The organism is Mesorhizobium sp. M5C.F.Ca.IN.020.29.1.1, from assembly GCF_003997375.1.
GTDB lineage: Bacteria > Pseudomonadota > Alphaproteobacteria > Rhizobiales > Rhizobiaceae > Mesorhizobium > Mesorhizobium wenxiniae.
Window position 1 is genome coordinate 1 of record NZ_RZSW01000030.1, and the last position, 25,532, is coordinate 25,532.

General features: G+C 61.8%; 30 protein-coding genes, 1 other RNA gene and 1 pseudogene. 21 read left to right on the forward strand and 11 right to left on the reverse strand.

The window, feature by feature from the left end; genetic code table 11:
• The first annotated feature begins 240 nt into the window (after positions 1 to 240).
• The 6 genes from efp to EOA85_RS04590 all read left to right on the forward strand — a co-directional run bounded on the left by efp (position 241) and on the right by EOA85_RS04590 (position 5,267).
• Positions 241 to 807 (forward strand): elongation factor P, encoded by a 567-nt coding sequence (gene efp, locus EOA85_RS04565; protein ID WP_065011342.1) that lies wholly within the window; start codon positions 241 to 243, stop codon positions 805 to 807.
• Between the two features lie 40 nt (positions 808 to 847).
• Complete coding sequence (locus EOA85_RS04570; protein ID WP_127208535.1) at positions 848 to 1,648, forward strand: inositol monophosphatase family protein; 801 nt, start codon at positions 848 to 850, stop codon at positions 1,646 to 1,648.
• A 107-nt stretch (positions 1,649 to 1,755) separates the two neighbouring features.
• Positions 1,756 to 2,448 (forward strand): hemolysin III family protein, encoded by a 693-nt coding sequence (locus tag EOA85_RS04575; RefSeq protein WP_127208536.1) that lies wholly within the window; start codon positions 1,756 to 1,758, stop codon positions 2,446 to 2,448.
• Positions 2,449 to 2,555: 107 nt separating this feature from the next.
• A complete protein-coding gene (locus EOA85_RS04580; protein ID WP_127208537.1) occupies positions 2,556 to 3,581 on the forward strand; it encodes a MotA/TolQ/ExbB proton channel family protein in 1,026 nt (341 codons plus the stop codon).
• A 1-nt stretch (position 3,582) separates the two neighbouring features.
• Positions 3,583 to 4,611 (forward strand): peptidoglycan -binding protein, encoded by a 1,029-nt coding sequence (locus EOA85_RS04585; protein ID WP_127208538.1) that lies wholly within the window; start codon positions 3,583 to 3,585, stop codon positions 4,609 to 4,611.
• Between the two features lie 227 nt (positions 4,612 to 4,838).
• Positions 4,839 to 5,267 carry a hypothetical protein gene (locus EOA85_RS04590; protein ID WP_206523242.1) on the forward strand — a complete coding sequence of 143 codons (429 nt, stop codon included), beginning with the start codon at positions 4,839 to 4,841 and terminating at the stop codon, positions 5,265 to 5,267.
• A gap of 84 nt (positions 5,268 to 5,351) precedes the next feature.
• On the opposite strand, the pseudogene EOA85_RS04595 reads toward EOA85_RS04590, so the two are convergent.
• Positions 5,352 to 5,695 (reverse strand): annotated as a pseudogene (locus EOA85_RS04595) (DUF1304 domain-containing protein).
• Positions 5,696 to 5,877: 182 nt separating this feature from the next.
• Here EOA85_RS04595 and EOA85_RS04600 point away from each other — a divergent pair.
• The gene (locus EOA85_RS04600) at positions 5,878 to 7,362 is read left to right on the forward strand and encodes a carboxypeptidase M32 (protein ID WP_127208539.1); all 1,485 of its coding nucleotides are present in this window, start codon (positions 5,878 to 5,880) and stop codon (positions 7,360 to 7,362) included.
• 262 nt (positions 7,363 to 7,624) lie between these two features.
• On the forward strand, positions 7,625 to 9,610 hold the full coding sequence (locus EOA85_RS04605; RefSeq protein WP_164759486.1) for a DUF3857 domain-containing protein: 1,986 nt from the start codon (positions 7,625 to 7,627) through the stop codon (positions 9,608 to 9,610).
• Here the strand turns inward: EOA85_RS04605 and EOA85_RS04610 are convergent.
• Positions 9,544 to 11,346, reverse strand: a complete 1,803-nt coding sequence (locus EOA85_RS04610) for an ABC transporter transmembrane domain-containing protein (protein ID WP_127208541.1) — start codon at positions 11,344 to 11,346, stop codon at positions 9,544 to 9,546. The two genes, EOA85_RS04605 and EOA85_RS04610, sit on opposite strands and share 67 nt — an antisense overlap.
• Before the next feature lie 202 nt (positions 11,347 to 11,548).
• On the opposite strand from EOA85_RS04610, the gene rpmE reads away from it, so the two are divergent.
• Positions 11,549 to 11,770 (forward strand): 50S ribosomal protein L31, encoded by a 222-nt coding sequence (gene rpmE, locus EOA85_RS04615; RefSeq protein WP_065011237.1) that lies wholly within the window; start codon positions 11,549 to 11,551, stop codon positions 11,768 to 11,770.
• 107 nt (positions 11,771 to 11,877) lie between these two features.
• Positions 11,878 to 12,423: a hypothetical protein gene (locus EOA85_RS04620; RefSeq protein ID WP_245485613.1), complete on the forward strand. Its 546-nt coding sequence runs from the start codon at positions 11,878 to 11,880 to the stop codon at positions 12,421 to 12,423.
• On the opposite strand, the gene EOA85_RS04625 is transcribed toward EOA85_RS04620, so the two are convergent.
• A complete protein-coding gene (locus EOA85_RS04625; RefSeq protein WP_127208542.1) occupies positions 12,384 to 13,025 on the reverse strand; it encodes a TetR/AcrR family transcriptional regulator in 642 nt (213 codons plus the stop codon). The genes EOA85_RS04620 and EOA85_RS04625 overlap by 40 nt on opposite strands.
• A 112-nt stretch (positions 13,026 to 13,137) precedes the next feature.
• Here EOA85_RS04625 and EOA85_RS04630 point away from each other — a divergent pair, with 112 nt between their 5' ends.
• Entirely contained in the window at positions 13,138 to 13,971 is an 834-nt protein-coding gene (locus EOA85_RS04630; RefSeq protein WP_127208543.1) for an NAD(P)H-binding protein, read from the forward strand.
• A gap of 1 nt (position 13,972) precedes the next feature.
• Entirely contained in the window at positions 13,973 to 14,452 is a 480-nt protein-coding gene (locus tag EOA85_RS04635; protein ID WP_127208544.1) for an anthrone oxygenase family protein, read from the forward strand.
• Positions 14,453 to 14,481: 29 nt separating this feature from the next.
• On the opposite strand, the gene EOA85_RS04640 is transcribed toward EOA85_RS04635, so the two are convergent.
• The 3 genes from EOA85_RS04640 to EOA85_RS04650 form a co-directional block, all read right to left on the reverse strand.
• Positions 14,482 to 14,814 (reverse strand): SelT/SelW/SelH family protein, encoded by a 333-nt coding sequence (locus EOA85_RS04640; RefSeq protein ID WP_127208545.1) that lies wholly within the window; start codon positions 14,812 to 14,814, stop codon positions 14,482 to 14,484.
• Between the two features lie 146 nt (positions 14,815 to 14,960).
• Positions 14,961 to 15,710: a YebC/PmpR family DNA-binding transcriptional regulator gene (locus EOA85_RS04645; RefSeq protein ID WP_023800014.1), complete on the reverse strand. Its 750-nt coding sequence runs from the start codon at positions 15,708 to 15,710 to the stop codon at positions 14,961 to 14,963.
• 219 nt (positions 15,711 to 15,929) lie between these two features.
• A complete protein-coding gene (locus EOA85_RS04650) occupies positions 15,930 to 16,253 on the reverse strand; it encodes a metalloregulator ArsR/SmtB family transcription factor (RefSeq protein WP_029348930.1) in 324 nt (107 codons plus the stop codon).
• Positions 16,254 to 16,304: 51 nt separating this feature from the next.
• On the opposite strand from EOA85_RS04650, the gene EOA85_RS04655 reads away from it, so the two are divergent.
• The 3 genes from EOA85_RS04655 to EOA85_RS04665 are packed head-to-tail and all read left to right on the forward strand — an operon-like array spanning position 16,305 to position 17,683.
• A complete protein-coding gene (locus tag EOA85_RS04655) occupies positions 16,305 to 16,787 on the forward strand; it encodes an SRPBCC domain-containing protein (protein ID WP_127208546.1) in 483 nt (160 codons plus the stop codon).
• Between the two features lie 16 nt (positions 16,788 to 16,803).
• Positions 16,804 to 17,166: a hypothetical protein gene (locus EOA85_RS04660; protein WP_127208547.1), complete on the forward strand. Its 363-nt coding sequence runs from the start codon at positions 16,804 to 16,806 to the stop codon at positions 17,164 to 17,166.
• A 49-nt stretch (positions 17,167 to 17,215) separates the two neighbouring features.
• Positions 17,216 to 17,683, forward strand: coding sequence for an SRPBCC family protein (locus EOA85_RS04665; RefSeq protein WP_127208548.1), 468 nt, complete (start codon positions 17,216 to 17,218; stop codon positions 17,681 to 17,683).
• Between the two features lie 34 nt (positions 17,684 to 17,717).
• On the opposite strand, the gene EOA85_RS04670 is transcribed toward EOA85_RS04665, so the two are convergent.
• From EOA85_RS04670 to ssrS, 4 genes are all read right to left on the reverse strand, one after another.
• Positions 17,718 to 18,482 (reverse strand): TerC family protein, encoded by a 765-nt coding sequence (locus tag EOA85_RS04670; protein ID WP_127208549.1) that lies wholly within the window; start codon positions 18,480 to 18,482, stop codon positions 17,718 to 17,720.
• 71 nt (positions 18,483 to 18,553) lie between these two features.
• Positions 18,554 to 19,378: a YmdB family metallophosphoesterase gene (locus EOA85_RS04675; RefSeq protein ID WP_127208550.1), complete on the reverse strand. Its 825-nt coding sequence runs from the start codon at positions 19,376 to 19,378 to the stop codon at positions 18,554 to 18,556.
• An 81-nt stretch (positions 19,379 to 19,459) separates the two neighbouring features.
• On the reverse strand, positions 19,460 to 20,047 hold the full coding sequence (locus EOA85_RS04680) for a 5-formyltetrahydrofolate cyclo-ligase (protein WP_127208551.1): 588 nt from the start codon (positions 20,045 to 20,047) through the stop codon (positions 19,460 to 19,462).
• A gap of 191 nt (positions 20,048 to 20,238) precedes the next feature.
• A non-coding RNA gene (gene ssrS / locus EOA85_RS04685) (6S RNA) lies at positions 20,239 to 20,394 on the reverse strand.
• Between the two features lie 181 nt (positions 20,395 to 20,575).
• On the opposite strand from ssrS, the gene EOA85_RS04690 reads away from it, so the two are divergent.
• From EOA85_RS04690 to msrB, 5 genes are all read left to right on the forward strand, one after another.
• Entirely contained in the window at positions 20,576 to 21,415 is an 840-nt protein-coding gene (locus tag EOA85_RS04690) for a MoxR family ATPase (protein WP_127208552.1), read from the forward strand.
• 176 nt (positions 21,416 to 21,591) lie between these two features.
• The gene (locus EOA85_RS04695; RefSeq protein ID WP_127208553.1) at positions 21,592 to 22,038 is read left to right on the forward strand and encodes a GNAT family N-acetyltransferase; all 447 of its coding nucleotides are present in this window, start codon (positions 21,592 to 21,594) and stop codon (positions 22,036 to 22,038) included.
• Between the two features lie 8 nt (positions 22,039 to 22,046).
• Positions 22,047 to 23,237, forward strand: a complete 1,191-nt coding sequence (locus EOA85_RS04700; RefSeq protein WP_127208554.1) for a VWA domain-containing protein — start codon at positions 22,047 to 22,049, stop codon at positions 23,235 to 23,237.
• A 32-nt stretch (positions 23,238 to 23,269) separates the two neighbouring features.
• A complete protein-coding gene (locus EOA85_RS04705; RefSeq protein ID WP_127208555.1) occupies positions 23,270 to 24,067 on the forward strand; it encodes an MBL fold metallo-hydrolase in 798 nt (265 codons plus the stop codon).
• A 110-nt stretch (positions 24,068 to 24,177) separates the two neighbouring features.
• Complete coding sequence (gene msrB, locus EOA85_RS04710; RefSeq protein WP_095518018.1) at positions 24,178 to 24,582, forward strand: peptide-methionine (R)-S-oxide reductase MsrB; 405 nt, start codon at positions 24,178 to 24,180, stop codon at positions 24,580 to 24,582.
• Positions 24,583 to 24,643: 61 nt separating this feature from the next.
• Here msrB and EOA85_RS04715 read toward each other — a convergent pair whose 3' ends face one another.
• The gene (locus EOA85_RS04715) at positions 24,644 to 24,988 is read right to left on the reverse strand and encodes a hypothetical protein (RefSeq protein ID WP_127208556.1); all 345 of its coding nucleotides are present in this window, start codon (positions 24,986 to 24,988) and stop codon (positions 24,644 to 24,646) included.
• 213 nt (positions 24,989 to 25,201) lie between these two features.
• Between EOA85_RS04715 and EOA85_RS04720 the strand changes: the two genes are divergently transcribed.
• Positions 25,202 to 25,532 (forward strand): arsenate reductase ArsC (locus EOA85_RS04720; RefSeq protein ID WP_164759487.1); only part of this gene is annotated, 331 nt, incomplete at its 3' end.

Sequence of the window (25,532 nt, forward strand, 5' to 3'; positions counted from 1 at the left end):
ATTTTCTGCGGGGCCTGACCGACGACCAGACGAAGCAGGCGCTGCAGATGGCCAACCGCCTGCCGTAGAGCGTCGCGGACGGTGAATTATCTGGCAGCGAATGCTGACGAGGAGATGGCTCCGCCCCTACTCCCCTCCTGCCCACTCCCTTGCCCACTCCCTTGCCTCTCCTGGCGATTTGTGGTCTTGGAGGCGCCAAATCGCTTTCATCGCGAATATCTCATTCCGGATCACATCATCATGGCCAAGATCAATGGCAACGAAATCCGTCCCGGCAACGTCATCGAACATGACGGCGGCCTATGGGTGGCGGTCAGGACCAACACTGTCAAGCCCGGCAAGGGCGGCGCCTATAACCAAGTCGAGCTGAAGAACCTGATCAACGGCACCAAGCTTAATGAGCGTTTCCGCTCCGCCGAAACCGTCGAACAGATCCGGCTGGAGATGAAGGATTTCTCCTACCTCTACGAGCAGGGCGAAGCGCTGGTGTTCATGGACACCGAAAGCTACGAGCAGCTTGAACTGCAAAAGGATTTCGTCGGCGATCGCGCCGCCTTCCTGCAGGACGGCATGATGGTGACGGTCCAGCTCTATGATGAAAGGCCGATCGGCATTTCACTGCCCGACCAGGTGACGTTGACCATCACCGAGGCCGATCCAGTGGTGAAGGGTCAGACGGCCGCCTCATCCTATAAGCCGGCGATGCTGGAGAACGGCATCCGCGTGCTGGTGCCGCCGTTCATCGGGTCGGGCGAACGTATCATCGTCGACACCAACGAAATCACTTACGTGCGCCGCGCCGACTAAAGCGCCGGCAGCAGGAAGAAGCGCAGCAGGAAAAAGTACAATGGCGCGTTCCGCGATCCTTAATGTAATGGTCCAGGCCGCCATGAAGGCCGGCCGCTCGCTGTCGCGCGATTTCGGCGAAGTCCAGAACCTGCAGGTCTCGATGAAGGGGCCGGGCGACTATGTCAGTCAGGCCGACCGCAAGGCCGAAGACATCCTTTTCACCGAGCTGTCGAAGGCGCGGCCGGGCTACGCCTTCCTGATGGAGGAGCGCGGCCTGATCGAAGGCGACGACGGCCAGCACCGCTGGATCGTCGATCCGCTCGACGGCACCACCAATTTCCTGCACGGCATTCCGCTCTTCGCCATCTCGATCGCGCTGGAGCGTCAGGGCCAGATCGTCGCCGGCGTCGTCTACAATCCGGCGATGGACGAACTCTACACTGCCGAGCGCGGCGGCGGCGCCTTTATGAACGACCGCCGGTTGCGGGTCGCCGGCCGCACCAAGCTGATCGACACGGTGATCGGCTGCGGCGTGCCGCATCTCGGCCGCGGTCAGCATGGCAATTTCCTGGTCGAGCTGCGCAACGTGATGGCCGAAGTCTCGGGCGTGCGCCGCCTCGGCTCCGCCTCGCTCGATCTCGCCTACGTCGCTGCCGGCCGCATGGACGGATTCTGGGAAACCGGCCTGTCGGCCTGGGACATCGCCGCCGGCATCCTGCTGATCCGCGAGGCAGGCGGCTTCATCTCCGACTTCTCCGGCGGGCAGAACATGCTGGATGGCGGCTCGATCGTCGCCGGCAACGAGATCATCCAGCGTGCGCTGTTGAAGGTCGTCAGGAAGCCGGTGACGCCGCGCTAGCTCTAGCTAGCGGACTTGGCGCGCTGAACCGCCGCAGTCGCAAAACCGCAACCAACGCTTGAAATACTGCCCCGCATCCGCCCAGATAAGGGGATGCAGGATCATTCATGACGTATATCGGCCCCGAATCCCGGATCGAAATCCCCTTCATGGGACGCTGGCATTATTCGCGCGCCGAAATGATCGCCGACGGCATCGTCCATGCGGTGGGCATCGTGCTCGCCATTGCCGCCGGCTCGGCGCTGCTGGCGCTGGCCTCCTTCCATGCCGGTCCGGGCGAATATATCGCCGCCTCTTTCTACGTGGTTTCGCTGCTCACCGTGCTGTCGGTGTCGCTGGCCTATAACCTGTGGCCGGTGTCGTCGCCGGCCAAGTGGATATTGCGGCGCTTCGACCATGCCGCGATCTATCTGCTGATCGCCGCGACCTACACGCCTTTCCTCGCCCAGCTCGACGGCTCGCCGCTTGCCATCTCGATGATCGTCCTGGTCTGGCTCGCGGCAGCGATCGGCATCGCCATCAAAGTGCTTCTTCCCGGCCGCTTCGACCGGCTGGCGATCGTCTTCTATCTAGCCATCGGCTGGAGCGGCATCGTTCTTGTCGAGCCGCTGGTCCAGACATTGCCGACGACATCGATCGCGCTGATTGTTGCCGGCGGCATCGTCTATTCCTGCGGCGTCATCTTCTTCGCCTGGAAGGGCCTGCGCTTCCACAATGCGCTGTGGCACGGCTTTGTCGTCACCGGCGCCGGCCTGCATCTTGCCGCCATGGTCGACTGCCTGGTCATCAACCGACTCTGACGCCAATGGTCCGGCCGGCAATATTGCCAAGCGCCATTCAATTTGGTCACAATTGCGTTTAGAGTCGCCGTCAAACGTGAATTGACGGCATCGGAAACGGGGCACGGATGGCTTTACTCAAATCCTTCGGCGTGGGCAGACGCTCCGACGTCCTGATGTACGACCCGCACAAATTGTCGAGCCCGCAGGTTTTTCTGCTGACCATGGTCATCTTCCTGATGATCGTCGCCTTCATCGCCGCCATCCTGACCCGTCAGATCTCGAACGCCTTTGCCACCAATCCCGGTCTCAACGGCCTGATCATCGGCGTGCTTGCGGTCGGCATCCTGCTGGCCTTCGTGCAGGTCGGCCGGCTGTTTCGCGAAGTGCGCTGGGTCAACTCATTTCGGGCCGGCTCCGAAACCACCGAACCGGTGCTGCTGGCGCCGATGAAGGCGATGATCGGCCGCTCGTCGACGATCGCCTTCTCGACCAGCTCGATGCGCACCATGCTCGATTCGATCGCCACCCGCCTCGACGAAAGCCGCGACACCTCGCGCTATCTTGTCGGGCTGCTGGTGTTCCTTGGCCTGCTCGGCACCTTCTGGGGCCTGCTCAACACGATCGGCTCGATCCGCGAAACTATTGACTCGCTCGATCCCGGCTCCGGCGATGCCGCCGCCGTGCTCGAATCGCTGAAGCAGGGGCTTTCCGCGCCGCTCGCCGGCATGGGCACCGCCTTCTCGTCGTCGCTGTTTGGCCTGTCCGGTTCCCTGGTGCTCGGCTTCCTCGACCTGCAGGCTGGCCGCGCCCAGACACGCTTCTACACCGAGCTCGAAAACTGGCTGTCCTCGGTCACCGACCTGTCGTCCGACATCGTCGTCGCCGAACCGCCGAAGACCGAGTCCTCCGACGAGATCCGCGTCCTGTCGGAAAGACTGCGCAGCATGCAGGAAAGCGGCGGCGGCGCCAATCCGCGTGTCGCCACCGCCATGGCCAACCTTGCCGACGGCATTTCGGGCCTGGTCAAGAACATGCGCTCGGAGCAGCAGATCATGCGCGACTGGGTCGAGGCCCAGTCGGACGAGCAGAAGGCTATGCGCAATACGCTGGAGAAGATCGCCGACGCCCTGAAGAAGACCGGAGTCCATTAGCATGGCTCTCGCCAGGAGCCGGCGTACCGATCGCCGTATCGATTACTGGCCAGGCTTCGTCGACGCGCTGTCGACGTTGCTGCTGGCGATCATGTTCCTGCTCACCGTCTTCGTGCTGGCGCAGTTCCTGCTCGGCCGCGAAATCTCCGGCAAGGACACGGTACTCAACCGCCTCAACTTGCAGATAAACGAACTGACCCAGCTTCTGGCGCTGGAGCGCTCGACGACGCAGGACAAGGAAGATTCGCTCGCCAATTTGCAGGCGTCGCTGTCGGCGTCGGAGGCGGAAAAGAGCCGGCTCGAGCAATTGCTGGCGCAAGGCGCCGGTGCCGGCGACGCGGCCAACCAGCGCGCCACGGCGCTTTCTGGTGAACTCGACAACCAGCGCCAGATCAGCCAGCAGGCGCTGAGCCAGGTCGAAATCCTCAACCAGCAGATCGCGGCGCTGCGCAGGCAGATCGGAGCGCTCGAAGAAGCGCTCAACGTATCCGAAACGCGCGACCGCGAGTCCAACACCAAGATCGCCGATCTCGGCCGCCGCCTGAACGTCGCGCTGGCGCAACGGGTGCAGGAACTGAACCGCTATCGGTCCGACTTCGGGCGCTTGCGCGAGATCCTCGCCGATCGCGAGAACATCCGCATCGTCGGCGACCGCTTCGTCTTCCAGTCGGAAGTGCTTTTCCCGACAGGCTCCGAAGTGATCAACGATGCCGGCAAGGACGAGATGAAGAAGCTCGCCGACGCCATTATCGACCTGCAGAAGGAGATCCCGCCGGAGATCAACTGGGTGCTGCGCGTCGACGGCCACACCGATGACAAGCCACTATCGGGAACCGGCCGCTACCGCGACAATTGGGAATTGTCGACGGCGCGCTCGACCTCGGTGGTGAAGTTCCTGATCGAAAACGGCGTGCCGGCCAACCGGCTGGTTGCGGCCGGCTTCGGTGAATTCCAGCCGCTCGACCCCGCCGACACCGAAGATGCACGCAACAAGAACCGCCGCATCGAGCTGAAACTGACCGAGCGCTGATCGCCCCGGCTCCAGCGGCGGCCGCATTTAGGGCGACAATGCGGGCTAGCAAGGCCTGAAAAGATTACCTTTTTTGATTACACTTTGCCGAGGATCGCTCCTAGCTATGTCACCGGGCCGAGAACCGCCGGCGGTGGAAGCGTCCATCGCGCCCGACGGAACCGACGGCCCACGGCCGGAAGGCGGCGTCCCAACCGCCGCCTTCCCCAGTAAAAGGAGACGCAACCATGCGCTCTTTCACTCCCAAAACCCTCAGGACTGCAACGCTCGCCGCACTTCTCGTCACCGTTCCATTTGCTGGCGCCTACGCCAGCCCGCGTGAGACAGTTTTGATAAACCAGATAGAGAGCGTGGATACCGGTATCCGCGCCGCCATGCAGGCCAACAGGATCAAGCCGGTCGAGGCGCGTGACTTGCGCACGCAGGTCGCTCACCTTGATCGGGCCGCCCAGAGGGCCGCGCGAGATGGGACGATGCCGACCACGCAATATCAGCAGTTGCTGGCGCAGCTCGATCATGTGAGTCAGAAGCTGCGGGCTGCCACCGGCAGCGCCTTCCTCATCGGCAGCGGCGGCGATGGCGGAACGGCTATGGCCCAAACTATCCGAAAGGCTGAAACCCTCCATTACAGCGCCGCAGTTCGATCTTGCGCATGATCGTTTGATTCTTGCGCAGATCCGTTCCGCACCGAAGGCCCGCAGCAGATCCGTGCTCCGAAAATTGATTCCGATTTTTCGGGGTCATGCGCCCAGCCAAAGTACGATCAGCGCCAGCACTGCCGGTAGAGTCTGGATGTAGAGGATTTTCCTATCGACCGTCGCCGCGCCGTAGAGGCCGGCGATGGCGACGCAGAGCAGGAAAAACACCTTGATCTGGAAACCGGCCTCGCCGAGGTAAAGCCCCCAGATCAGCCCGGCTGCGAGAAAGCCGTAAAGTTGGCCGCAAGCACTTTCGATGCGCTGGCGAATTCCGGCGTCAGCTTGAACGCCTTGTGGCCGCGTGGCGTATTCCACAGCACCATCTCCAGATAGACGATGTAGAGGTGGATCAGCGCCACCAACCCGACCAGCACGTTGGCGATCATGCTTCATCTCCCGTCGCGGCACGGCGCCGCCTTGCGATATTGATCACGCACGCCACCGCTCCCGCAAGACGCATTGCGGCGTTCAGCTAGCAACCAATGTGCCCTTCGCTGACGGCCTTCAGGGTTGCCAATGCCCACGCATTGGTATCTTTTCCCGCCGTTCAAATTCAGCGGAACCCATCATGTCCTTTCAAAAACTCGACGACCTCGGTCACAAGCTCGAAGCGCTGGAGCATGCGCTCGCCATTCTCGGCGCCGACGAGGCGACCCATATGGCCGTTGGCGGCGGCGAAAAGCGCGCCGAGGCGATGTCGGCGCTGGCCGGCATGCATCACGCCAGAGCGACCGCGCCGGAGATCGCCGACTGGATCGCTGCGGCCGAGCAGGAAACGCTGAACGAAGAACAGCAGGCAGCGGTCAAGGAGTTCCGGCGGCAGTATACCAACCTGACCTGCCTGCCGGTTGAATTCGTCGAGCGCCAAACGACCGCGCGCATGCGCTCCGAGCAGCTCTGGCGCGACCTGCGGGCGAAAAACGACTGGGCAGGATTTTTGCCGGCGCTCGAAGGCGTCGTGGCGCTAGTGCGCGAGGAAGCAGCACTTCGCGCCGACGTGCTCGGCCTCGATCCCTACGACGCGCTGATGGAGCAGTACGATCCCGGCAACCGCGCCGCCGACATCACGCCGGTCTTCGCCGAGCTGAAGACCTTCCTTAGGGATTTCGTACCGGAGGCACTGGCCGTGCAGCAAGAGCGGCTGGCGAAAAACCCTCTGAAGCCGCTTTCGGGCAGCTACGCGATCGAAAAGCAGCGCGAGCTTGGCCTCGCCATGATGGCGGCGGTCGGCTTCGACCTCACCCACGGCTCGCTTTCGGTTTCGCATCATCCGTTCTGTGGCGGCGTGCCGAGCGACGTGCGCATCACCACCCGCTACAAGACCTCCGACTTCCTGTCGGCACTGATGGGAGTGCTGCACGAGACCGGCCATGCGCTTTACGAACAGAACCTGCCGAAGGCATGGGCGCACTGGCCGCTTGGCAAAGCGCGCGGCATGGCCGTGCATGAAAGCCAGAGCCTGTTCGTCGAAAAGCAGATCGGCCGCAACCCGGAATTCTGGCGCTGGGCGCTGCCGGTGGTCGAACGGCACCTGGGCGAGACCTGGTCGATCGACGACATCCTGCCGCATGTTCATAGGGTCGAGCGCGGGCTGATCCGCGTCGACGCCGACGAGGTCACATATCCGCTGCACGTCATCCTGCGCTACGAGCTGGAGCAGGAGCTTGTCTCGGGGCGGCTGGAGGCCGCCGACCTGCCCGAGGCTTGGGACGCCAAGATGCGCGACTATCTCGGCCTGTCGACCATCGACAACCCGGCCGACGGGCCGATGCAGGACGTGCACTGGCCGGGTGCCGCCTTCGGCTACTTCCCGTCCTATACGCTGGGCGCCATGATGGCGGCGCAGCAATGGGCGGCGCTGACCAGAGACCATCCTTCGGCCGACGAAGACCTCGCCACGGGAAATTTCGCGGCGATCAACGACTGGCGCCATGAAAAGATTTGGTCGCAAGGTTCGCGCTGGTCGACGCCCGACCTGCTCGAACGCGCCACCAGCGAGAAACTCAACGCCGCGCATTTCACCGATCACCTGAAAAAGCGCTACGGCGCATAAGACGGCACCCCCTCCCATCCATCCCACCTGACCGATCATTGGGGTTCTCGAAGATGATTCACCATTCTCGGTCCTAGCCGAGCCACCCTGCCTTGCAGGACGCAATTTACTTTTCTATCACTAGTGGCATTCGACTGTATCTGGGGACGTGCAGGGCATGGGGCGGGCAAGGCACTTTCAGGCGGCGACAACAGTGGCCGCAAGACTTACTATATTGGCAAGACTCACCGTATTGATTGTCATTTGCACGGTTGTACCGGCCATGGCCGGTACAACCGTGCACAAGGGCAGCGTTGGCGACTGGATCGAGCCAGTCGCGCTTCCCAAGGCCGATCCGCAATTCGACAGCCAGATCAAGAACGGCATATCCAACCTGCTGTCGGATTATCAGATCCGGAAGCGCCCCGGCGGATTGGAGGTCTTCGACCGCTATGCCTACAAGATCGTCGACCGCACCGGCCTGGAACGCGGCGCCAGCATAAATTTTGAATTCGATCCTGCGACGTCCGAGGTCACCGTGAACTGGATCGACATCATTCGCGACGGCGTGGTGATCCAGCATCTTTCCGATGCTGAGTTCGACGTGTTTCGGCGCGAGAGGGATGCGGAGAAGGGCCTCTTCGATGGTTGGCTGACCGCTTACCTGAACATCAACGATGTCCGGGTCGGAGACATCGTCGATTATGGCAAGACCACGGTCAGAACTCCGATCATCGGCACGGATCTCCTTTTCCATTCCTTTGCCGTGGCCTGGGACGAACCAATCGCTTTGATCCGCAAAAGAGTGACGTGGCCAACGGTGCAGCCCCTGAATGTCCGACAGGTCAGGACGGACATACGCCCGGATGTCCAGTCTACCGGAGAAACGACGACCTATCTTTGGCAAAGCGCCAACCCGACGCCGGTGAAATCGCAGGAATATCTGCCGCCGGACTTTCGCACATACCCATCCATCGAAATCTCTTCGACGTCTAAATGGCAAGATATCGTCGACACGGTTCTTCCGTATTATCGGCTCGACCAGGAACTGCCGGCAGATTTCGCAGCGAAGCTCGATGCCATTGCCGCGAAATACGATGCGCCAGAAGACAGGATGATCGAGGCGATGCGCTTGGTCCAGGACAACATCCGCTATGTCAGCCTGTCCATGGGCCGTGGTTCCTATATCCCGCGCAGCCCGACGACCGTGGTGGCAAGCAGCTTCGGAGATTGCAAGGACAAGGCGCTGCTTCTCGCCTCCAGCCTGCGGCGACTGGGAATCCACGCGGACTTGGCTCTCACAGATCTTGACGAAGGGCTTGCTCTCGCCACGATACTCCCGACGATAAGGGCGTTTGACCATGTTATCGTGAAGGTCGCCATCGACAGCCAGACCTACTGGATAGACGCGACCAACTATCTGCAGGGAGGCAGGGCAGATAATCTTATACCGCCCGACTACGGCTTTGCTCTGCCCATTGTCGCCGACAAGGCGGGAATGGAAAAGATAGAACGAAAGGAGCTCTACCAGCCGACCACCTTTGTGAATGAGGTATTCGATTTCCCCAAACGCAAAGGCGAGCCGCTCAAACTGACCGTCACCACGACCTATTGGGGCGCAGATGCCGATAGCATGCGCTATAAGCTTGTCTCGCAATCGGCGGCAAGGATCGCGGACGACTATCTCAAATATTACAATCGCCAGTATCCCGGAATGAAAAGCCTGGGGCCGCTGGTGACGAACGACAGCCGCGACAAGAATCTGGTTTCGGTAACCGAATCCTACGATCTGTCGGCAGGCGATCTCGATGCCGATAACCTCTCCAAGGACTTTGCTCTGAAATCGGATGTCGGCATCAGATATTTGCCGGAGCCCGACCTCCTCGAAAGGAGCGCGCCAATCTGGCTAGGCAGCCCGATCTTTCGACGACACCGGTGCACCGTCAGAAATTTGAAGGCCCACTTCGTAGGCCCTGAGGACAATGACGACGTGATTACGCCCTACGTTGCATTCAAGGCTCGTTGGACGAGCACCTCCACCGAATTTGAGGTCGACTGGTTTCTCAAGACTCTCAATGACCGGATTCCCGCCAAGAGTATCGGCCCTTATTTGAAATCCCTCAAGAAGATCAACGACAACTCGGCTTGGAACTACAATTCGCCTATTCGGACGCCGAAGCGAACTGACGCCAGTGGAAGGATCTACTCCGCGGCACCTCTGAGAGCATTCGATCCGGTTTCGAACTGCAGCTTGGCCAGCCGCGCATAGATACCGCCCTTGGCAACGAGGCTTTGATGGGTGCCTTCCTCGACGATGCAGCCGCCATCCATGACGAGGATCCGGTCGGCCTTCAGAACCGTCGCCAGCCGGTGGGCGATAACGATGGTGGTGCGGCCCTGCATCAGCCGCTCCAGCGCCGTCTGCACCAGCGTCTCGCTTTCGGCGTCGAGTGCCGAGGTCGCCTCGTCGAGCAGAAGGATCGGCGCATCCCGCAGAATCGCGCGGGCAATCGCCACGCGCTGGCGCTGGCCGCCGGACAGGGTCACGCCGCGCTCGCCGACCTCGCTGTCATAGCCTTTCTCGAGCTTCAGGATGAACTCGTCGGCAAGCGCATCCTTGGCCGCCGCCTCGATCTCGGCCTGGCTGGCGTCCGGACGGCCGAAGCCGATATTGTCACGCGCGCTGGCCGCGAAGATGGTGACATCCTGCGGCACGATGGCGATGCGCTCTCGTATGGCGACGGGATCGGCCTCTCGCACATTAACGCCGTCGATCATGATCTTGCCGATCTCGGGGTCATAGAAGCGCAGAAGCAGCGAAAAGACGGTGCTCTTGCCGGCGCCCGACGGGCCCACGATCGCCACCGTCTCGCCGGGCATGACCTGGAAACTCAGACCGCGGACGGCGGCGCGGTCGGGCCCAGCCGGATAGGAGAAGGATACGTCGTCGAAACTTATTGCGCCTCTGGCCGTCGCCGGTAGCAGTTTCGGATGCGCGGGGGCTTGGATCGCGGGCTTCTCGGCCAGGATCTCGGTCAGCCGTTCGGCAGCACCCGCCGCCTGGGCAAGCTCGCCCCACACTTCCGACAGCGCTCCGAGCGCGCCGGCGGCGAACACCGAATAGAGCAGGAATTGGCCGAGCGTGCCCGGCGACAGCGTCCCGCCAAGCACGTCGCGCGATCCGAACCACAGCACCGCCACCACCGAGGAAAAGATCATGAAGATGGCGAAGAAGGTGAGGAAAGATCGGGCAAAGATCGAAGATCGCGCCGCCTCGAACGCGGCTTCCACGGCAGATGAAAAATTCCCGGTGACCAGTTTCTCGTTGGTGAAGGCCTGCAGGGTGCGCACCGCGCCGATCTGCTCGCTGGCATAGGCCGTCGCGTCGGCCAGCGTGTCCTGCGCCAGCCGCGATTTGCGCCGCACCGAGCGGCCGAAGGCGACCAGCGGCAGCACGATCACCGGGATAGCGGCAATGACGAGGCCCGACAGTTTCGGGCTGGTGAAGACCATCATCGCCACGGCGCCGAGCCCCAGGATGACATTGCGCAGCGCCACCGAAGCGGTGGCACCGACCGCCGATTTTATCTGCGTTGTGTCGGCGGCGAGCCGCGACACAATCTCGCCCGACTGGGCGGTGTCGAAGAAAGATGGCGACAGCGTCGTGACATGGCGGAACACGTCGTTGCGGATGTCGGCGACGACGCGCTCGCCCAGCGTGATGACGAAATAGTAGCGGCTGGCCGACGCCGCGGCGAGCAAGGCAGCCATCACCACCAGCATGGCGAAATACTCGGCGATGAAACTGGAATCGGAAGCTGAAAAGCCGTGGTCGATCATGCGCCGCACGGCCAGCGGCAGCGCCAGCGTCGTCGCCGCCGCTACGGTCAGCGAGACGACCGCGCCAATGACCATCTTACGGTAGCGGGTGATATAGGGGAACAGGCGCCGCAGCGGCTTGAGCGAGCGCCTACGCTCGTCTGCATCGCCGCTGGAGTGCGCCATAACCGTTTCCTCTGGCTCTTTTTGTATGCGCCTTAATATGCGCTTGTCGCGGCCTTGTGATTCAATTCCGGCTGATGTATAGGCTCGCCGACCGTTTTTAAAAGCCGTGGCTCCTCAATAGCTGCGGCTTCGAGTTTTAAAAAGGGGCGCATCGACGCAGGCTTATGCCCGTCAGCAGCGCCGGCGAACCAGGAATAGCACAATGAAGACCGACATCCATCCCGACTACCACACCATCAAGATCGTCATGACCGACGGCACCGAATACATGACCCGTTCGACCTGGGGCAAGGAGGGCGACACGATGAACCTCGACATCGACCCGACCACCCATCCGGCCTGGACCGGCGGCCAGCAGACCCTGCTCGACCGCGGCGGCCGCTTGTCGAAGTTCAAGAAGCGTTTCGAAGGTTTCGGCCTCTAAGCCGCAGGCCTTTCGCAGATCAAGAACCCGCCCTCGTGGCGGGTTTTTTGTTGACTGGAGCCACCCGGCACAGGAGGGTCGACTGGTTGGCGAAGGGCGGCGACACGATGGCATTCAACGATGAACGATGGTCCGGCCTCACGGGCGGATACAAGGTCGTTTATGATCCACGGCCGGCCTTGCGAAGGCTGGCCGTTCACTACGATGACAAGTCGGTCTGGGACGAGCTCTGGAACGAACTGCATCATCAGGGCGATGTTGGAGACGCATCTTACGCCGCGGTTGTGGAACTGGCTCGCATCTCCGAAGGCGAAACTCCCGTATATTGGGGAGCTTACGGTCTGGCCGCGACGATCGAAGAAGCGCGATTGGCCTACGACCGGAACCCGCCGGTTCCGGATTGGATCGAACCACACTACAAAACTGCGTGGCAGATCCTTTTCGAATTGGCCTTGCGGGATCTGGCAGTTTCGGCGGACGACCCGACCGTAAACTGCGCATTGGCCGTTGTCGCCCTTCATAGAGGCCGGTTCAGCCTCGGCCGCATGGCGATTGCGCGGAAGATGAGCGCACCGAAATGCTACGGGATTATTTCGGCCGGTAGTCTCCGGCTCTATTCGCCGACTAGTTCGCGCAGCGCCATCCGCTTATAGGCGGCGACCAGGTCGTCGCCTTCTTGCCGCCCGACCGAGATTGCCAGCCGCATGGTGGCCTCGCCCATCTGCCAGATGAGAAACGCCGTCGTTTCCAGCGCCGCCGGATCGGCGGCAGGCCGCAGCCGTTTTAGGACCGCCGTGAGGAATTCGGCGTTGGCCCGGCTGTCGGCAAGCTCGAGTTCGCGCAGCGCCTTGTCGGCCTGTGTGCCCGACCAGATGTCACGCATCACCGGCTCCGCCAGGAACAGCCCGTAATAGATATCCACCAGCTCGGAAAACGCCCGCCGCAGCCCTTCCACGTCGCTCACCTCGGCAAGTGCTGCCGCGATGCAGGCCTGGCTTTCCGCGGTGTAGCGCTCGGCCAGCGCCCAGACGATCGCCCGCTTGTCCGGGAAGAACTGGTAGAGCGAACCGATCGACACGCCGGCCCGTTCCGCCACTTCGCCCATGCGCATGGCATCGCTGCCTTGCTCGGCCATCAAAGCGGAGGCGGCGGCAAGCATCCGTTCGACCCGTTCGCGGCTGCGTTGCTGGCTTGGCGCCCGGCGCGGCGAGGCGATCTGGCCATCCTGTGAACCCGATACGATCGAGCCTTCCATCACTGTCTCCTAGCGAATGATCAACAAGTTGGCTTGACTCGCAAAATACGAGGGTTTATCACGTTTTGCAAATGTGAGGATTACTCATGTTTGTGAACAAAGGAAATCACCCATGATCGACACAGTACGGAAACCGACTTTAATCCTCGGCGGCACCGGCAAGACCGGCCGTCGTCTCGCAGACCGGCTGACGGCGCAGAGCCTGCCAGTGCGGATTGGCTCGCGCTCGGGCACGCCGCCCTTCGACTGGGAAAACAACACGACCTGGGAACCCGCGCTTGATGGTGTCGGGGCCGTCTACATCAGCTACTATCCCGATCTTGCGGTGCCGGGTGCCGCCGAAGCGGTCGGCGCCTTCGCCAACCATGCCGTGGAGCGCGGTGTGCGCCGGCTGGTGCTGCTGTCGGGGCGTGGCGAAACCGAAGCGCAACGCGCCGAAGAGATGCTGAAATCCTCAGGCGCCAACTGGACGATCCTGCGCTGCGCCTGGTTTGCCCAGAACTTCAGCGAGAGTTTTTTGCTCGATCCGCTGCTTGCAGGTGAAGTGGCACTACCGGTCGGCAATGTCGGAGAACCGTTCGTCGACGCCGAGGACATTGCCGACGCCGCCGTTACGGTGCTTACCCGGCAAGGTCATATCGGCCAGCTTTACGAGCTGACCGGGCCGCGGCTGCTGAGTTTCGCCGACGCGGTCGCCGCGATCGGCAAGGCAGCTGGCCGCAACATCGGCTTCAAGCAGATTTCGCATGCCGAGTTCGCCGCCGCAATCGCCGCGCACGCGCTGCCGGCCGAGTTTGCCTGGCTGCTCAACGAACTGTTCACCGAGGTGCTTGACGGCCGCAACGAGGTGCTAGCCGACGGCGTCGAGCGCGTGCTCGGCCGAGCGCCAAGGGACTTCTCCGCCTACGCAATCGAAACCGCCGCTACGGGCATCTGGAGCAACTGACATGATCATGAAACTGCTCCCTACCCTAACCTTCGTAGCCGCGCTCGGCTCGGGCGTCGTCGCTGGTGTCTTCTTCGCCTTATCCAGCTTCGTCATGCCGGGCCTCGCCCGCTTGCCTGCCGCGGGCGGCATCGCCGCCATGAATTCGATCAACGTCACTGCGGTGACGCCGATGTTCATGACCGTGCTTTTCGGCACCGGACTGGTCTGCCTCGTCCTCGTTGTCGGCGCCATTCTCGGCTGGAATCAGCCGGGTTCGTTCTGGCTTCTCGCCGGCGCCCTGATCTATGTCGTCGGCAACCTGATCGTGACCATGATCTTCAACGTGCCGCTCAACAACGCGCTGGCCGCCGTCGATCCGGCAAGCGCCAACGGCGCCGCCGTGTGGGCCACCTATCTCAGGGACTGGGTGATGTGGAACCACGTCCGCACCATTACCGCCATCGTGGCGCTGGGCTGCTTCATCGTGGCGTGGCGGTGAATGAGGCCAGAAATCTAAAAGACCTTGCGTCAGGCAGGGTCTTTTGACTTGTGGCCCTTACGATCGGCATGACCGAGATGGCGATCCGGATCGATCACGTCGCGAACCAGTTGCTTGAGCCTTGCAGCGTCGGGAAAGCCGCCGTCGCGCTTGCGGTCCCAGACCAGCGTGTCGTTGCAGGAAATGGTGAAAATACCGCCGGTGCCCGGCACCAGCGTGACCTCGTCTAGATCCGTTCCGAAAGTCGAGAGCAGCTCCTGCGCCATCCAGCCGGCCCGCAGCAGCCACTGGCACTGCGTGCAATAGGTGATGCGGACCTGAGGCAGCGCCTGTGGGGTCAACTCGGACTTGAGCTCGCTCATGTCAGACTGAGCTTTGCTCATGTCAGACTGAGCTTTGCTCATGTCAGACTGAGCTTTGCTCATGTCAGACTGAGCTTTGCTCATGTCTTCGGGCTGAGCTCGCTCATGTCTGGGCTGAGCTCGCTCAGGTCTGGGCTGAGCTGTGCTCATGCGGCGCTGAGCTTCGCCATGGTCTCGTCGTCGACCTCGAAATTGGCGTAGACACTCTGCACGTCGTCATCGTCCTCGAGCGTCGCGACCAGCTTCATCAGCGATTGTGCCCGCTCCTCGTCGACCGCGATGTTGGTTTGCGGCTTCCAGATCGGCTTCACCGATTCAGCCTCGCCGAGCGCGCCTTCCAGCGCCTTTGATACTTCGCCGAGGTTCTCGAAGGCGCAATAGATCGTGTGCCCTTCCTCGTCCGACTGGACGTCGTCGGCACCGGCTTCGATCGCCGCGTCCATGACCTTCTCGGCACTGCCGACTGACGCCGGATAGAAGATCTCGCCGACACGGTCCCACATGAACGACACCGAGCCGGTTTCGCCCATCGCCCCACCGGCCTTGGTGAAGGCAGCGCGCACATTCGACGCCGAGCGGTTGCGGTTGTCGGTCAGCGCCTCGACGATCAGCGCAACGCCACCCGGCCCGTAGCCTTCGTAGCGCACGGCTTCGTAAGTCTCGGCGTCGCCCATCGACGCCTTGTTGATGGCTCGCTGGATGTTGTCCTTCGGCATCGACACCGCTTTGGCGTTCTGCACGGCAAGACGCAGGCGCGGGTTCATCGACGGATCCGGCGTGCCGCTCTTGGCGGCGACGGTTATTTCGCGCGCCAGCTTGGAAAACATTTTCGACCGCACCGCGTCCTGGCGGCCCTTGCGGTGCATGATGTTCTTGAACTGTGAATGGCCAGCCATGGCACCCCTGTCGTCTTCTTGGCAGAGCATCCTGCAGCGAGACCTCGCCTATTGCCAAAATGCTCGAATTCATAATTTCAGAACGTTCCTGGTGCGTCCGGGTGGACGTACGGCGCTCTATGTCGGAATGGCCGGCTTATAGATAAATCGGCTCAATTCGTCCAGCCGCGCCGTAACGGTGGTGCGCAACACGTCCGCTAGCTGCATCCCTGCGGCCATTCACCCTTCCAGATCGGATTTCAGCCGGTCGAGAATGCTGATCGCGTGCGTGGCGTACTGACTGATCCAGCGATCGTGGATCTGCTTGATCGGCAGCGCATTGAGATGATTCCAGCGTTCGCGCCCCTCGCGCCGCGCGACGACCAGGTCGGCTTCCTCCAGCACTTTCAGATGCAGCATGACGGTGCAGCGGTCCATGTCGGGAAAGGCATCGCACAGCATGCCGGTGGTGCGCGGCGCGTCCTTCAGCTCGTCCAGCAGCGCACGCCGGCGCGGATGCGCCAGCGCTTTGAAAACATTGTCATCCTGCGCCTTGCTTGACATGTTATATTTTTATAACATAATACCGATCGGATCAAGGAAGGAGCTGTGGATATGTCTCTTGGATTCAGGGTTTCGGGCCGCATCGGCAAACCGGTCGCCGAAGTCTTCGATGCGGTCGTCAATCCGAAGAAGCTCAGCGGCTATTTCACCACCATCGGCGGCGCCAGCGCCCCGCTGGTGGCCGGCGCCAAGGTCGTCTGGTGGGGCAAGGTCCCGGTCGAGGTCGACGAGGTGGAGAGAAACAACCGCATCGTGCTGCGCTGGGATGCCACCGACGCCGACGGCAAGCCGGCTTACAAGACGCGCATCGAGATGAGTTTCGAGCCGCTGGACGACGGCGGCACCTTCGTCACCATCGCCGAGGCCGGCTGGCACGAGGACGCGGTCGGCCTGGAGAAGTCCTACCTCAATTGCGAGGGCTGGTCGCAGATGCTGGCCTGCATGAAGGCCTATGTCGAATACGGGATCAATTTGCGCGACGGCTATTACCGCAGCGAGATGAAGGGCGAACCGGCCAGTGAAGACAATATCTGAGAAGACGGAGGAAAGAATGACTGCGAAGATCACCGGCGGCATCAACATCGCCATGAAAGTGCCGCCCCACCAATATCAGGACACGATCGCCTTCTACCGCGATGTCGTCGGGCTGAAGCCGTTCACAGCCAAAGCGCCGGCTGTTGGTTTCGAGCTCGGCCCCAATCGCCTGTGGATCGATGAGGCGCCGATGCTGAGCCAGGCCGAGGTCTGGCTGGAGCTGTTCACCGATGATTTTCCGGCCGCAGCCGATCACCTCGCCAAGGCCGGCGTCGTGCGCTGCGACGCCATCGAGGCGCTCGGCGAAGATTTCCGCGGCGGCTGGATCACCAATCCGGCCAATATTATCCACCTGGTGCGCGAACCCGACGCCTGGTGACCCCGACGCCTGGCGACAGGGGCGGCATCGACTTGAGAAGGAGGACGACATGGAAATCCGCGAGACACCTACCGCCGAAGCCGGCATGCTGATCCGGCGGCCGGTCGCAGAAGTGTTCGAAGCCATCGTCGATCCGGCGATCACCCGGAAATTCTGGTTCACTCATGGCAGCGACAGACTCGACAGCGGCAAGGAGGTTCGCTGGGAATGGCGCATGTACGACGTCTCGGCGCCGGTCACGGTCAGCGAGATCGTCAGGAACGAAAAGATCGTCATACAATGGAGCGATCCGCCGACCACGGTGGTCTGGACTTTTACCGAGATGCCGGGCGGCACGACCTTTGTCGAGGTTCGCAATTTCGGTTTTGCCGGCAGCCCCGATGAACAGGTCAAGCAGGCGATCGGCTCGACCGATGGCTTCGCGCTCGTGCTCGCCGGCGCCAAGGCGTGGCTGGAGCAAGGGCTGACGCTTGGTCTGATCGGCGACCGTCATCCGAAGGGTGTTCCGGCGAGTTAGAACGCACCGGCTTCGCCAGACCGGCGCGCCAACCTTAGTGCCCGCCGGCCTTTGCCTTTCTGCGACGTCGCGCCAGCATGTTGAGGCCCTCGACAAGGGCGGAAAAACCCATGGCGGCGTAGATGTAGCCCTTCGGCACATGGAAGCCCATGCCGTCGGCGATCAGCGTCATGCCGATCATCAGCAGGAAACTCAGCGCCAGCATGACGATGCTCGGATTCTTGGCGATGAAGTTGGCGAGCGGCCCGGCCGCCAGCATCATCACGGTGACTGCCACGATAACGGCGATGTACATGATGGCGATCTCGTCGGTCATGCCGACCGCAGTGATGATCGAATCGATCGAGAAGACGAGGTCGAGCAGCAGGATCTGGAAGATGGCGCCGGCCATCGAAAGCTGCAGCGTCTCGCCCATCATCGTGTCCTGGTGATCCTCGAGATCGACCGTGTGGTGTATCTCCTTGGTCGCTTTCCAGACGAGGAATAGGCCGCCGGCGATCAGGATCAGATCGCGCCAGGAAAAGCCATGGCCGAAAGCGGTGAATACCGGCGCCGTCAACTGGACGATGATCGAGATGGTGGCAAGCAGCACCAGCCGCATGATCAGCGCGGCGGAAATGCCGAGCCGCCGGGCGCGGGCCCTTTGTGCCTCCGGCAATTTGTTGGTCAGGATCGAGATGAAGATCAGATTGTCGATGCCGAGCACAACCTCCAGCACGATCAGCGTCAGCAACGCGACCCACGCGGTCGGATCGGAGACAAAGGCGAAATCCGGCGCCAGGAATTCGATGAGCTGCATGGAGGTCGTCCCCTCTTACGATCTAGAGCAGTGTCGCCGGCAGTTAGGTATCGCAGGCGTTGATATCAATGTCACGACCAGAAAGATGGCGCGGTTTCCTCGAGCCGCGGTCCGCGGCGAAACGGCGCAATCCGCTCGGTCAGGCCGCTGCGATCCGAAATGTCGACGCCGACGCCGCACAATGTCGCCGGGCCGGTCGCCGCCTCGAAGCGTCCTTTCGGCACCTTCGACAGAAACCGGTTGAGCGGCTCCTCCTTGTCCATGCCGAGCGAGGAATCATAGTCGCCGCACATACCGGCGTCGGAGATATAACCGGTGCCGCCATTGAGGATGTGGTGGTCGCCGGTCGGCTGGTGCGTGTGGGTGCCGACGACGAGACTTGCGCGGCCGTCGACGAAATGCGCAAAGCACATTTTTTCGGAGGTCGCCTCGGCATGGAAATCGATGACCACCGCATCGGCCTGCTCGCCGAGCGGGCAGGCGGCAAGCTCGCGCTCACCGGCCTGGAACGGATCGTCGAGTTCGGGATGCATGAACACCCGGCCCATGATGTTGGCGACCAGAACGCGCGCGCTATTCCTGGCAATGTAGACGCCGGAGCCGCGCCCCGGCGTGCCCTTGGGGAAATTGGACGGGCGCAGGAACCGCTCCTCGCGCGGGGCGAAAACCAGCGCGTCGCGCTGGTCCCAGACATGGTTCCCGGTGGTGACGACATCGGCACCCGCCGAGATCGTCTCGCGAAAGATCTCTTCGGTGATGCCGAAACCGCCGGCGGCGTTCTCACCATTGACGATGACGAAGTCGAGTTTGAAATCCGAGATCAGGCCGGGCAGTTGTTCCCACACCGCCGTGCGTCCCGTCTTGCCGACCATATCGCCGAGGAAGAGAAGTCTCATATAAGCATGATCCCGAACCGAAGGTCAGCGAACCAAAAAGCTGCATGACTTTCGGAAAAGACCATGCGTCCAGGAACTTATCTACAATTTCGGCGCGAACCGGCGCAACCCGTTCTCGGTGAGTATTTCCGAGATGATCACGTCATGCGGCTCGTCCGGCACCAGCGCCACCTCCTGGCAGTCGAAAGCAATGCCGATCAGTCGCGGCGGTTGCCCCTTGTCGACCAGCCGCGCGATCGCGCGGTCGTAATAACCGGCGCCGTAGCCAATCCGGTGGCCGCGCGCGTCGAAAGCCGCGAGCGGCACGAGCATCACCTGGGGATCGAGCACCTCCGCCTCCTCATGTGGTCCGACGGTGCCGAACCCCATGTCGACCATCGGTGCGCCACGCACCAGTTCGCGAAAGACGATGGTGGTCTTGTCGAGAATTGCCGGCAGGCAAAGCCTTGCTCCCTTTTCGCGCAAGGCGAACATCAGCGGCCGGATATCGACTTCCGAGCGCATCGGCCAGAAGCCGGAGACGATCTGGCCAGGCTCTATCGCAATGCTGTCCCGCGCCGTCTCGGCCATTTCGAGCGCTGCCTCCACCCGCCAGAATGGATCGAGCGCGTCGCGGCGCCCGAGTGCTTCGCGTCGCAAATGTCTTTTCAGGTCTTTCGAGGTTGTCATGCGCGGACGGTAGAAAAGATCAGATTTGGATGGAGTTTTAGGAGCGACGTTTTCTACCGCATGATCCACCAAAGTGTCAGCGGTTCGGTGAAAAGATCAGGCGAAATGAGATCAGCGGAGCGAACTTTTCGTTCGTGAGCACCGCACAAAGCGGTGCGACAAAATCCGCCAAAGATGGCCTTTTTGATGGGTGACGATCCACACAACCGGTGGAGAGAGCGATCCCGGGAACCTACAAAGTAGGTGGGCGCCGTATGAGAAAACCCACGGGTCTTCCCAGGGACAGCTCCCTAGGGATCATTAAGGCCCCGGGGAAAATGTTCTCCTGCCGGGAAGCGCAGACCGTCACGAGCAATATAGGCTGACGATCGACCAAGCGCCAGAGAGATGGCCATGTTCGCCGGCTTAATTCGTCACAAAGCCCTGCCTGGGACCTGCGCGACACGAGGTTTCACCGCGCCTCGCCGCGGTGCCTTGCACAGGCTGGACTGTCTCCTTACGGTTGCCCATCAAAACCGAGGAGCAAGAATGCGTTTCGAAGGCACGGCGGCCTATGTCGCCGACAAGGATCTGATGGTGGCGGTCAATGCGGCGATTGCGCTGGAGCGGCCATTGCTGGTCAAGGGCGAGCCCGGCACCGGCAAGACCGAACTGGCCAGGCAAGTGGCGGCGGCGCTCGGCCTCGAGCTGATCGAATGGCACGTCAAGTCGACGACAAGGGCGCAGCAGGGCCTCTACGAGTATGACGCCGTCTCGCGGCTGCGCGACAGCCAGCTCGGCGACGAGCGCTTCAACGACATCAGGAACTATATCAACCGCGGCAAGCTGTGGGACGCCTTCGCCGCAGGCAAGAAGGTCGTGCTTCTGATCGACGAGATCGACAAGGCAGATATCGAGTTCCCCAACGACCTGTTGCAGGAACTCGATAGGATGGAGTTCTTCGTCTACGAGACCGGCGAAACGATCCGCGCCGCCGTGCGCCCGATCGTCATCATCACCTCCAACAACGAGAAGGAACTGCCGGACGCCTTCCTGCGCCGCTGCTTCTTCCACTATATCCGCTTCCCCGACGTCGAGACGCTGCACAGGATAGTCGACGTGCACTATCCCGGCATCAAGCAGAACCTGGTGCGCGCCGCATTGACCCAGTTCTACGAGATCCGCGACGTGCCTGGCCTGAAGAAGAAGCCGTCGACCTCCGAGGCGCTCGATTGGATCAGGCTCTTGGTCGCCGATGACATCGCGCCCGAGGATCTGCGCGCCGATCCGAAGAATGCGCTGCCGAAATTGCATGGTGCGCTTTTGAAGAACGAACAGGACGTGCATTTGTTCGAGCGCCTGGCATTTATGGCGAGAAGGCAGGGGTGAGGAGCGGTCGGCCAAAGGCCGACGAAAAGCCAACGATTTGGCTTTTGGAGCGACGAACGCCCGGAGCCATAGCGAAGGCCGGGCATACGCGTCGGACAGCGCTTTCCCGTTGCTGGACCGTTGCCGGCGGCCGGGCACCGAGGCAGCCTAGGCATAAAGCTTCGGAGGGAAATGAAATGACCGGGATTACCGTCCGCCCACTGGCACAATCCGACCACGCCGACTGGCAGCGTCTGTGGACTGCCTACCTCAACTTCTACGAAACCAGACTGCCGGAGGAGGTCTACGCCGTCACCTGGAAGCGCCTGTTCACGGCGGGTGAGTTCGAACCGAAGGGATTCATCGCCACCCTCGACGGCAAGGCGGTCGGCCTGACGCACTATCTCTATCATCGCTCCTGCTGGTCGCAGGCGAACAATTGCTATCTGCAGGACCTGTTCGCCGACCCGGATGTGCGCGGCAAGGGCGTCGGCGCCGCCCTGATCGAAGCGGTCAAGCAGGAAGCCGGCAAGGTCGGCGTCAAGAATGTCTACTGGATGACCCACGAAACCAACACCACAGCGCGAAAGCTCTACGACCACGTGGCGCGGCGGACCGGCTTCATCGAGTATGATCTGCTATAGGCAATGCGATGTTCATCCCCTTCTTCCTCGAACTGAAGGCAGCGCGGGTTCCGGTCTCGCTCCGGGAATATCTGTCGCTGCTTGAGGGGTTGGAGGCGGGGCTGATCGACTATGACGTCGAGGGATTTTACTATCTCGCCCGCTCAGCACTGGTGAAGGACGAGCGCCACATCGACCGTTTCGATCAGGTCTTTTCGCACGTTTTCAAGGGCGTCGAAGCGCTGGCTGGCGAAAACGCGGTCGATGTCGAAAACATTCCGGAGGAATGGCTGCGCCGGCTCGCCGAAAAGCACCTGACCGACGAGGAGAAAAAGCTGGTCGAAGCGCTCGGCGGTTTCGAAAAGCTGATGGAAACGCTGAAGAAGCGGCTGGAGGAACAGAAGGGCCGCCACCAGGGCGGTTCGAAATGGATCGGCACCGGCGGCACCTCACCCTTCGGCGCCTATGGCTATAATCCCCAAGGCGTTCGCATCGGCCAGCATGAAAGCCGCAACCGCCGCGGGGTCAAAGTCTGGGACAAGCGCGAGTTCAGGAATTTCGACGATGCCGTCGAACTCGGCACCCGCAACATCAAGGTCGCGCTGAAGCGGCTGCGCCGCTGGGTGCGCGAAGGCGCCGAGGAGGAGTTCGACCTGCCCGGCACCATCCACGCCACGGCCGAACATGGCTATCTCGACGTGCAGACGCGACCTGAGCGACGCAATGCCGTGAAGCTGCTGATGTTCTTCGACGTCGGCGGTTCGATGGACGACCACATCAAAAGCGTCGAGGAGCTGTTTTCGGCTGCCCGTGCCGAATTCCGCCAGCTCGAATACTTCTACTTCCACAACTGCCTTTACGAAGGCGTTTGGAAGGACAATCGCCGTCGCCATGCGGACGTGATCCCGACCTTCGACCTCCTCCACAAATACGGCCCGGACTACAAGGTGATCGTCGTCGGCGATGCTTCGATGAGCCCTTACGAGATCGCGCATCCCGGCGGCTCGGTCGAGCACTGGAATCCGGAGGCCGGCGTCGTCTGGCTCGGCCGTCTGCTGCAGCAATGGCCGAACGCGGTATGGCTCAACCCGGAAAACCAGAAGAACTGGGGTTTCACCCATTCGATCGCCATGATCCGCGATATCTTTGGCGGCCGCATGTTTCCGCTGACGCTCGCCGGGCTCGAAGCCGCGACGAAGCAACTTTCAAGGAAGCACTGAATGGATTTCCGGCAAGCAAGACAGGAAGGCCGATGACCTGTTTCCTCTGCCTGCAATGTGGCGTCCAGTTCACGGCAGCAGCCGCGCCGCCGGACCATTGCCCGATCTGCGAGGACGAGCGGCAATATGTGCGCTGGGAGGGCCAGGCCTGGATCACGCCGGAAGCGCTCGCCGCCGGGCATCGGATCGTGATCAAGGACGACGCCGGTCTGCTAGGCTTCGGCGTCGAGCCGCGCTTCGCCATCGGTCAGCGGGCGCTGCTGGCGCAAACGGCGTATGGCAATGTCCTGTGGGACTGCATCTCGATGGTCAGCGACGAGGCGGTGGCCGAAATCAACCGACGGGGCGGCCTGGCCGCGATCGCCATTTCGCACTGCCATTATTATTCGGCAATGGTCGAGTGGAGCGAGGCGTTTGGCGGCGTGCCGATCTACCTGCACGCCGATGATCGCAAGTGGATCATGCGGCCGCATCCGGCTGTTGTCAGTTGGGAAGGTGAGACCCGCGTCCTAAGCCCCGCGCTGACACTTATCCACTGCGGCGGTCACTTTGCCGGTGGCCAGGTGCTGCACTGGAAACGCGAGGGCGGCGACGCCATCCTGGCCGGCGACATCTTGCAGGTGACGCCGACTCGCCGCCATGTCAGCTTTATGTACAGCTACCCCAACTACATCCCGCTCAATGCGGCGAAAGTGCTCGGCATCGAGGCTGCGCTGGAGCCATTCGCGTTCGACCATATCTATGGCGCATGGTGGAACCAGAACGTCATCGGAGATGCAAAGACGGCATTTGCAGCGTCGGTTGCGCGGTATCTCGCGGCGATCGCCTGAGGAATTCTTCGCGGCAGGACCGGAAATACCGGCAAACGCCGTAACAAATGCCTATTTTAAGCGAACTGGGGGAAGACAACCCCAATAGCGGCATGAGCTAAGAGGCAAAAATGGATAGTCACACCTACCCCGTAACCCGCACCGATGCCGAATGGCGCGCCCGGCTGACGCCGGAGCAATATGCGGTGATGCGCAACCACGGCACCGAGCGGCCGGGCAGCTGCGCCCTGCTTCACGAGAAGCGCGCCGGCACCTTTTCCTGTGCCGGCTGCGACCAGCCTTTGTTCGAATCCAAGCTGAAGTTCGAGAGCGGCACCGGGTGGCCGAGCTTCAACGATCCGGTGCCCGGTTCGGTCGAGACGACCGTCGACCGCAGCTATGGCATGGTCCGCACCGAATGCCATTGCGCCCGCTGCGGCAGCCATCTTGGCCATGTCTTCGAGGACGGGCCGCCGCCGACCGGCCTGCGCTATTGTATCAATGGCGTCGCGCTGAAATTCGAGCCGGCCGCCTGATAGGAATTCGACGGTGGCAAAAGGACGCTGCGGCCGCCCTTTGCCGGGCAGCGCTTTCCTGTCAGATCACCACCACCAGGATCAGCCACAGCACAGCCCCCAGCGTCATCAGCGAAGCCTTGACGCCACCGGATTTTTCGGCGGTCTGCCACACCGCAAAAGTCAGGAAGAAATTATACGGCACCGGCGCGAAATGCACCGCCAGAACGAGAGCGAGCGGCAGCTTCAGCCCGAGGAGGATGAGCGCCAGCACCGACACTGCGACGTTGATCGCCGTGCCGACAAGGACAAGATCGCGCCAGAACAGCCGATCGAGCGGGGCCGTGCCTTGCCAGCGCGAGCGGAAGAAACCCGCCGCGCGGCCTGCCTCGCCGTCTTCGCCTTCGAAGGTCTCTGGCGCACTCATCGATGCGGCTTTCTCTCATTCGATAGCAGAGATGTCCAAAGCGGCAAGCCTGTCAACGCAACTCGATCATCGGCACGCAAGCGTATGATCTGACAGATTGTCATCAAACGGTCGTGAAACCTTTCTACGTCGCCCTTGTCGGCATCTCGGCAAGGGTAACTTACCGGAATTTGCCGCCTCCATCATCCAGTCGCCTGACAGGGAGGTCTTGAGATGAGCGATAATGTCTACAACGTGCTGTTTCTTTGCAACGCCAATTCGGCGCGATCCATCATGGCGGAAGCCATCCTCAATCGGATCGGTGCCGGCAGGTTCAAGGCCTTTTCCGCCGGTTCGCAGCCGAAGGGCGAGGTCAATCCCTTCGCACTGCAGCTGCTCGAAAGCCTCAATTACGATACGAGCTTCGCGCGTTCGAAAGGCTGGGACGAGTTTGCCGAGCCCGACGCGCCGGAAATGGACTTCATCTTCACGCTTTGCGACAGCACCGCAAACGAATCTTGTCCGATCTGGCCGGGTCATCCGATGACCGCGCTCTGGTCTATAC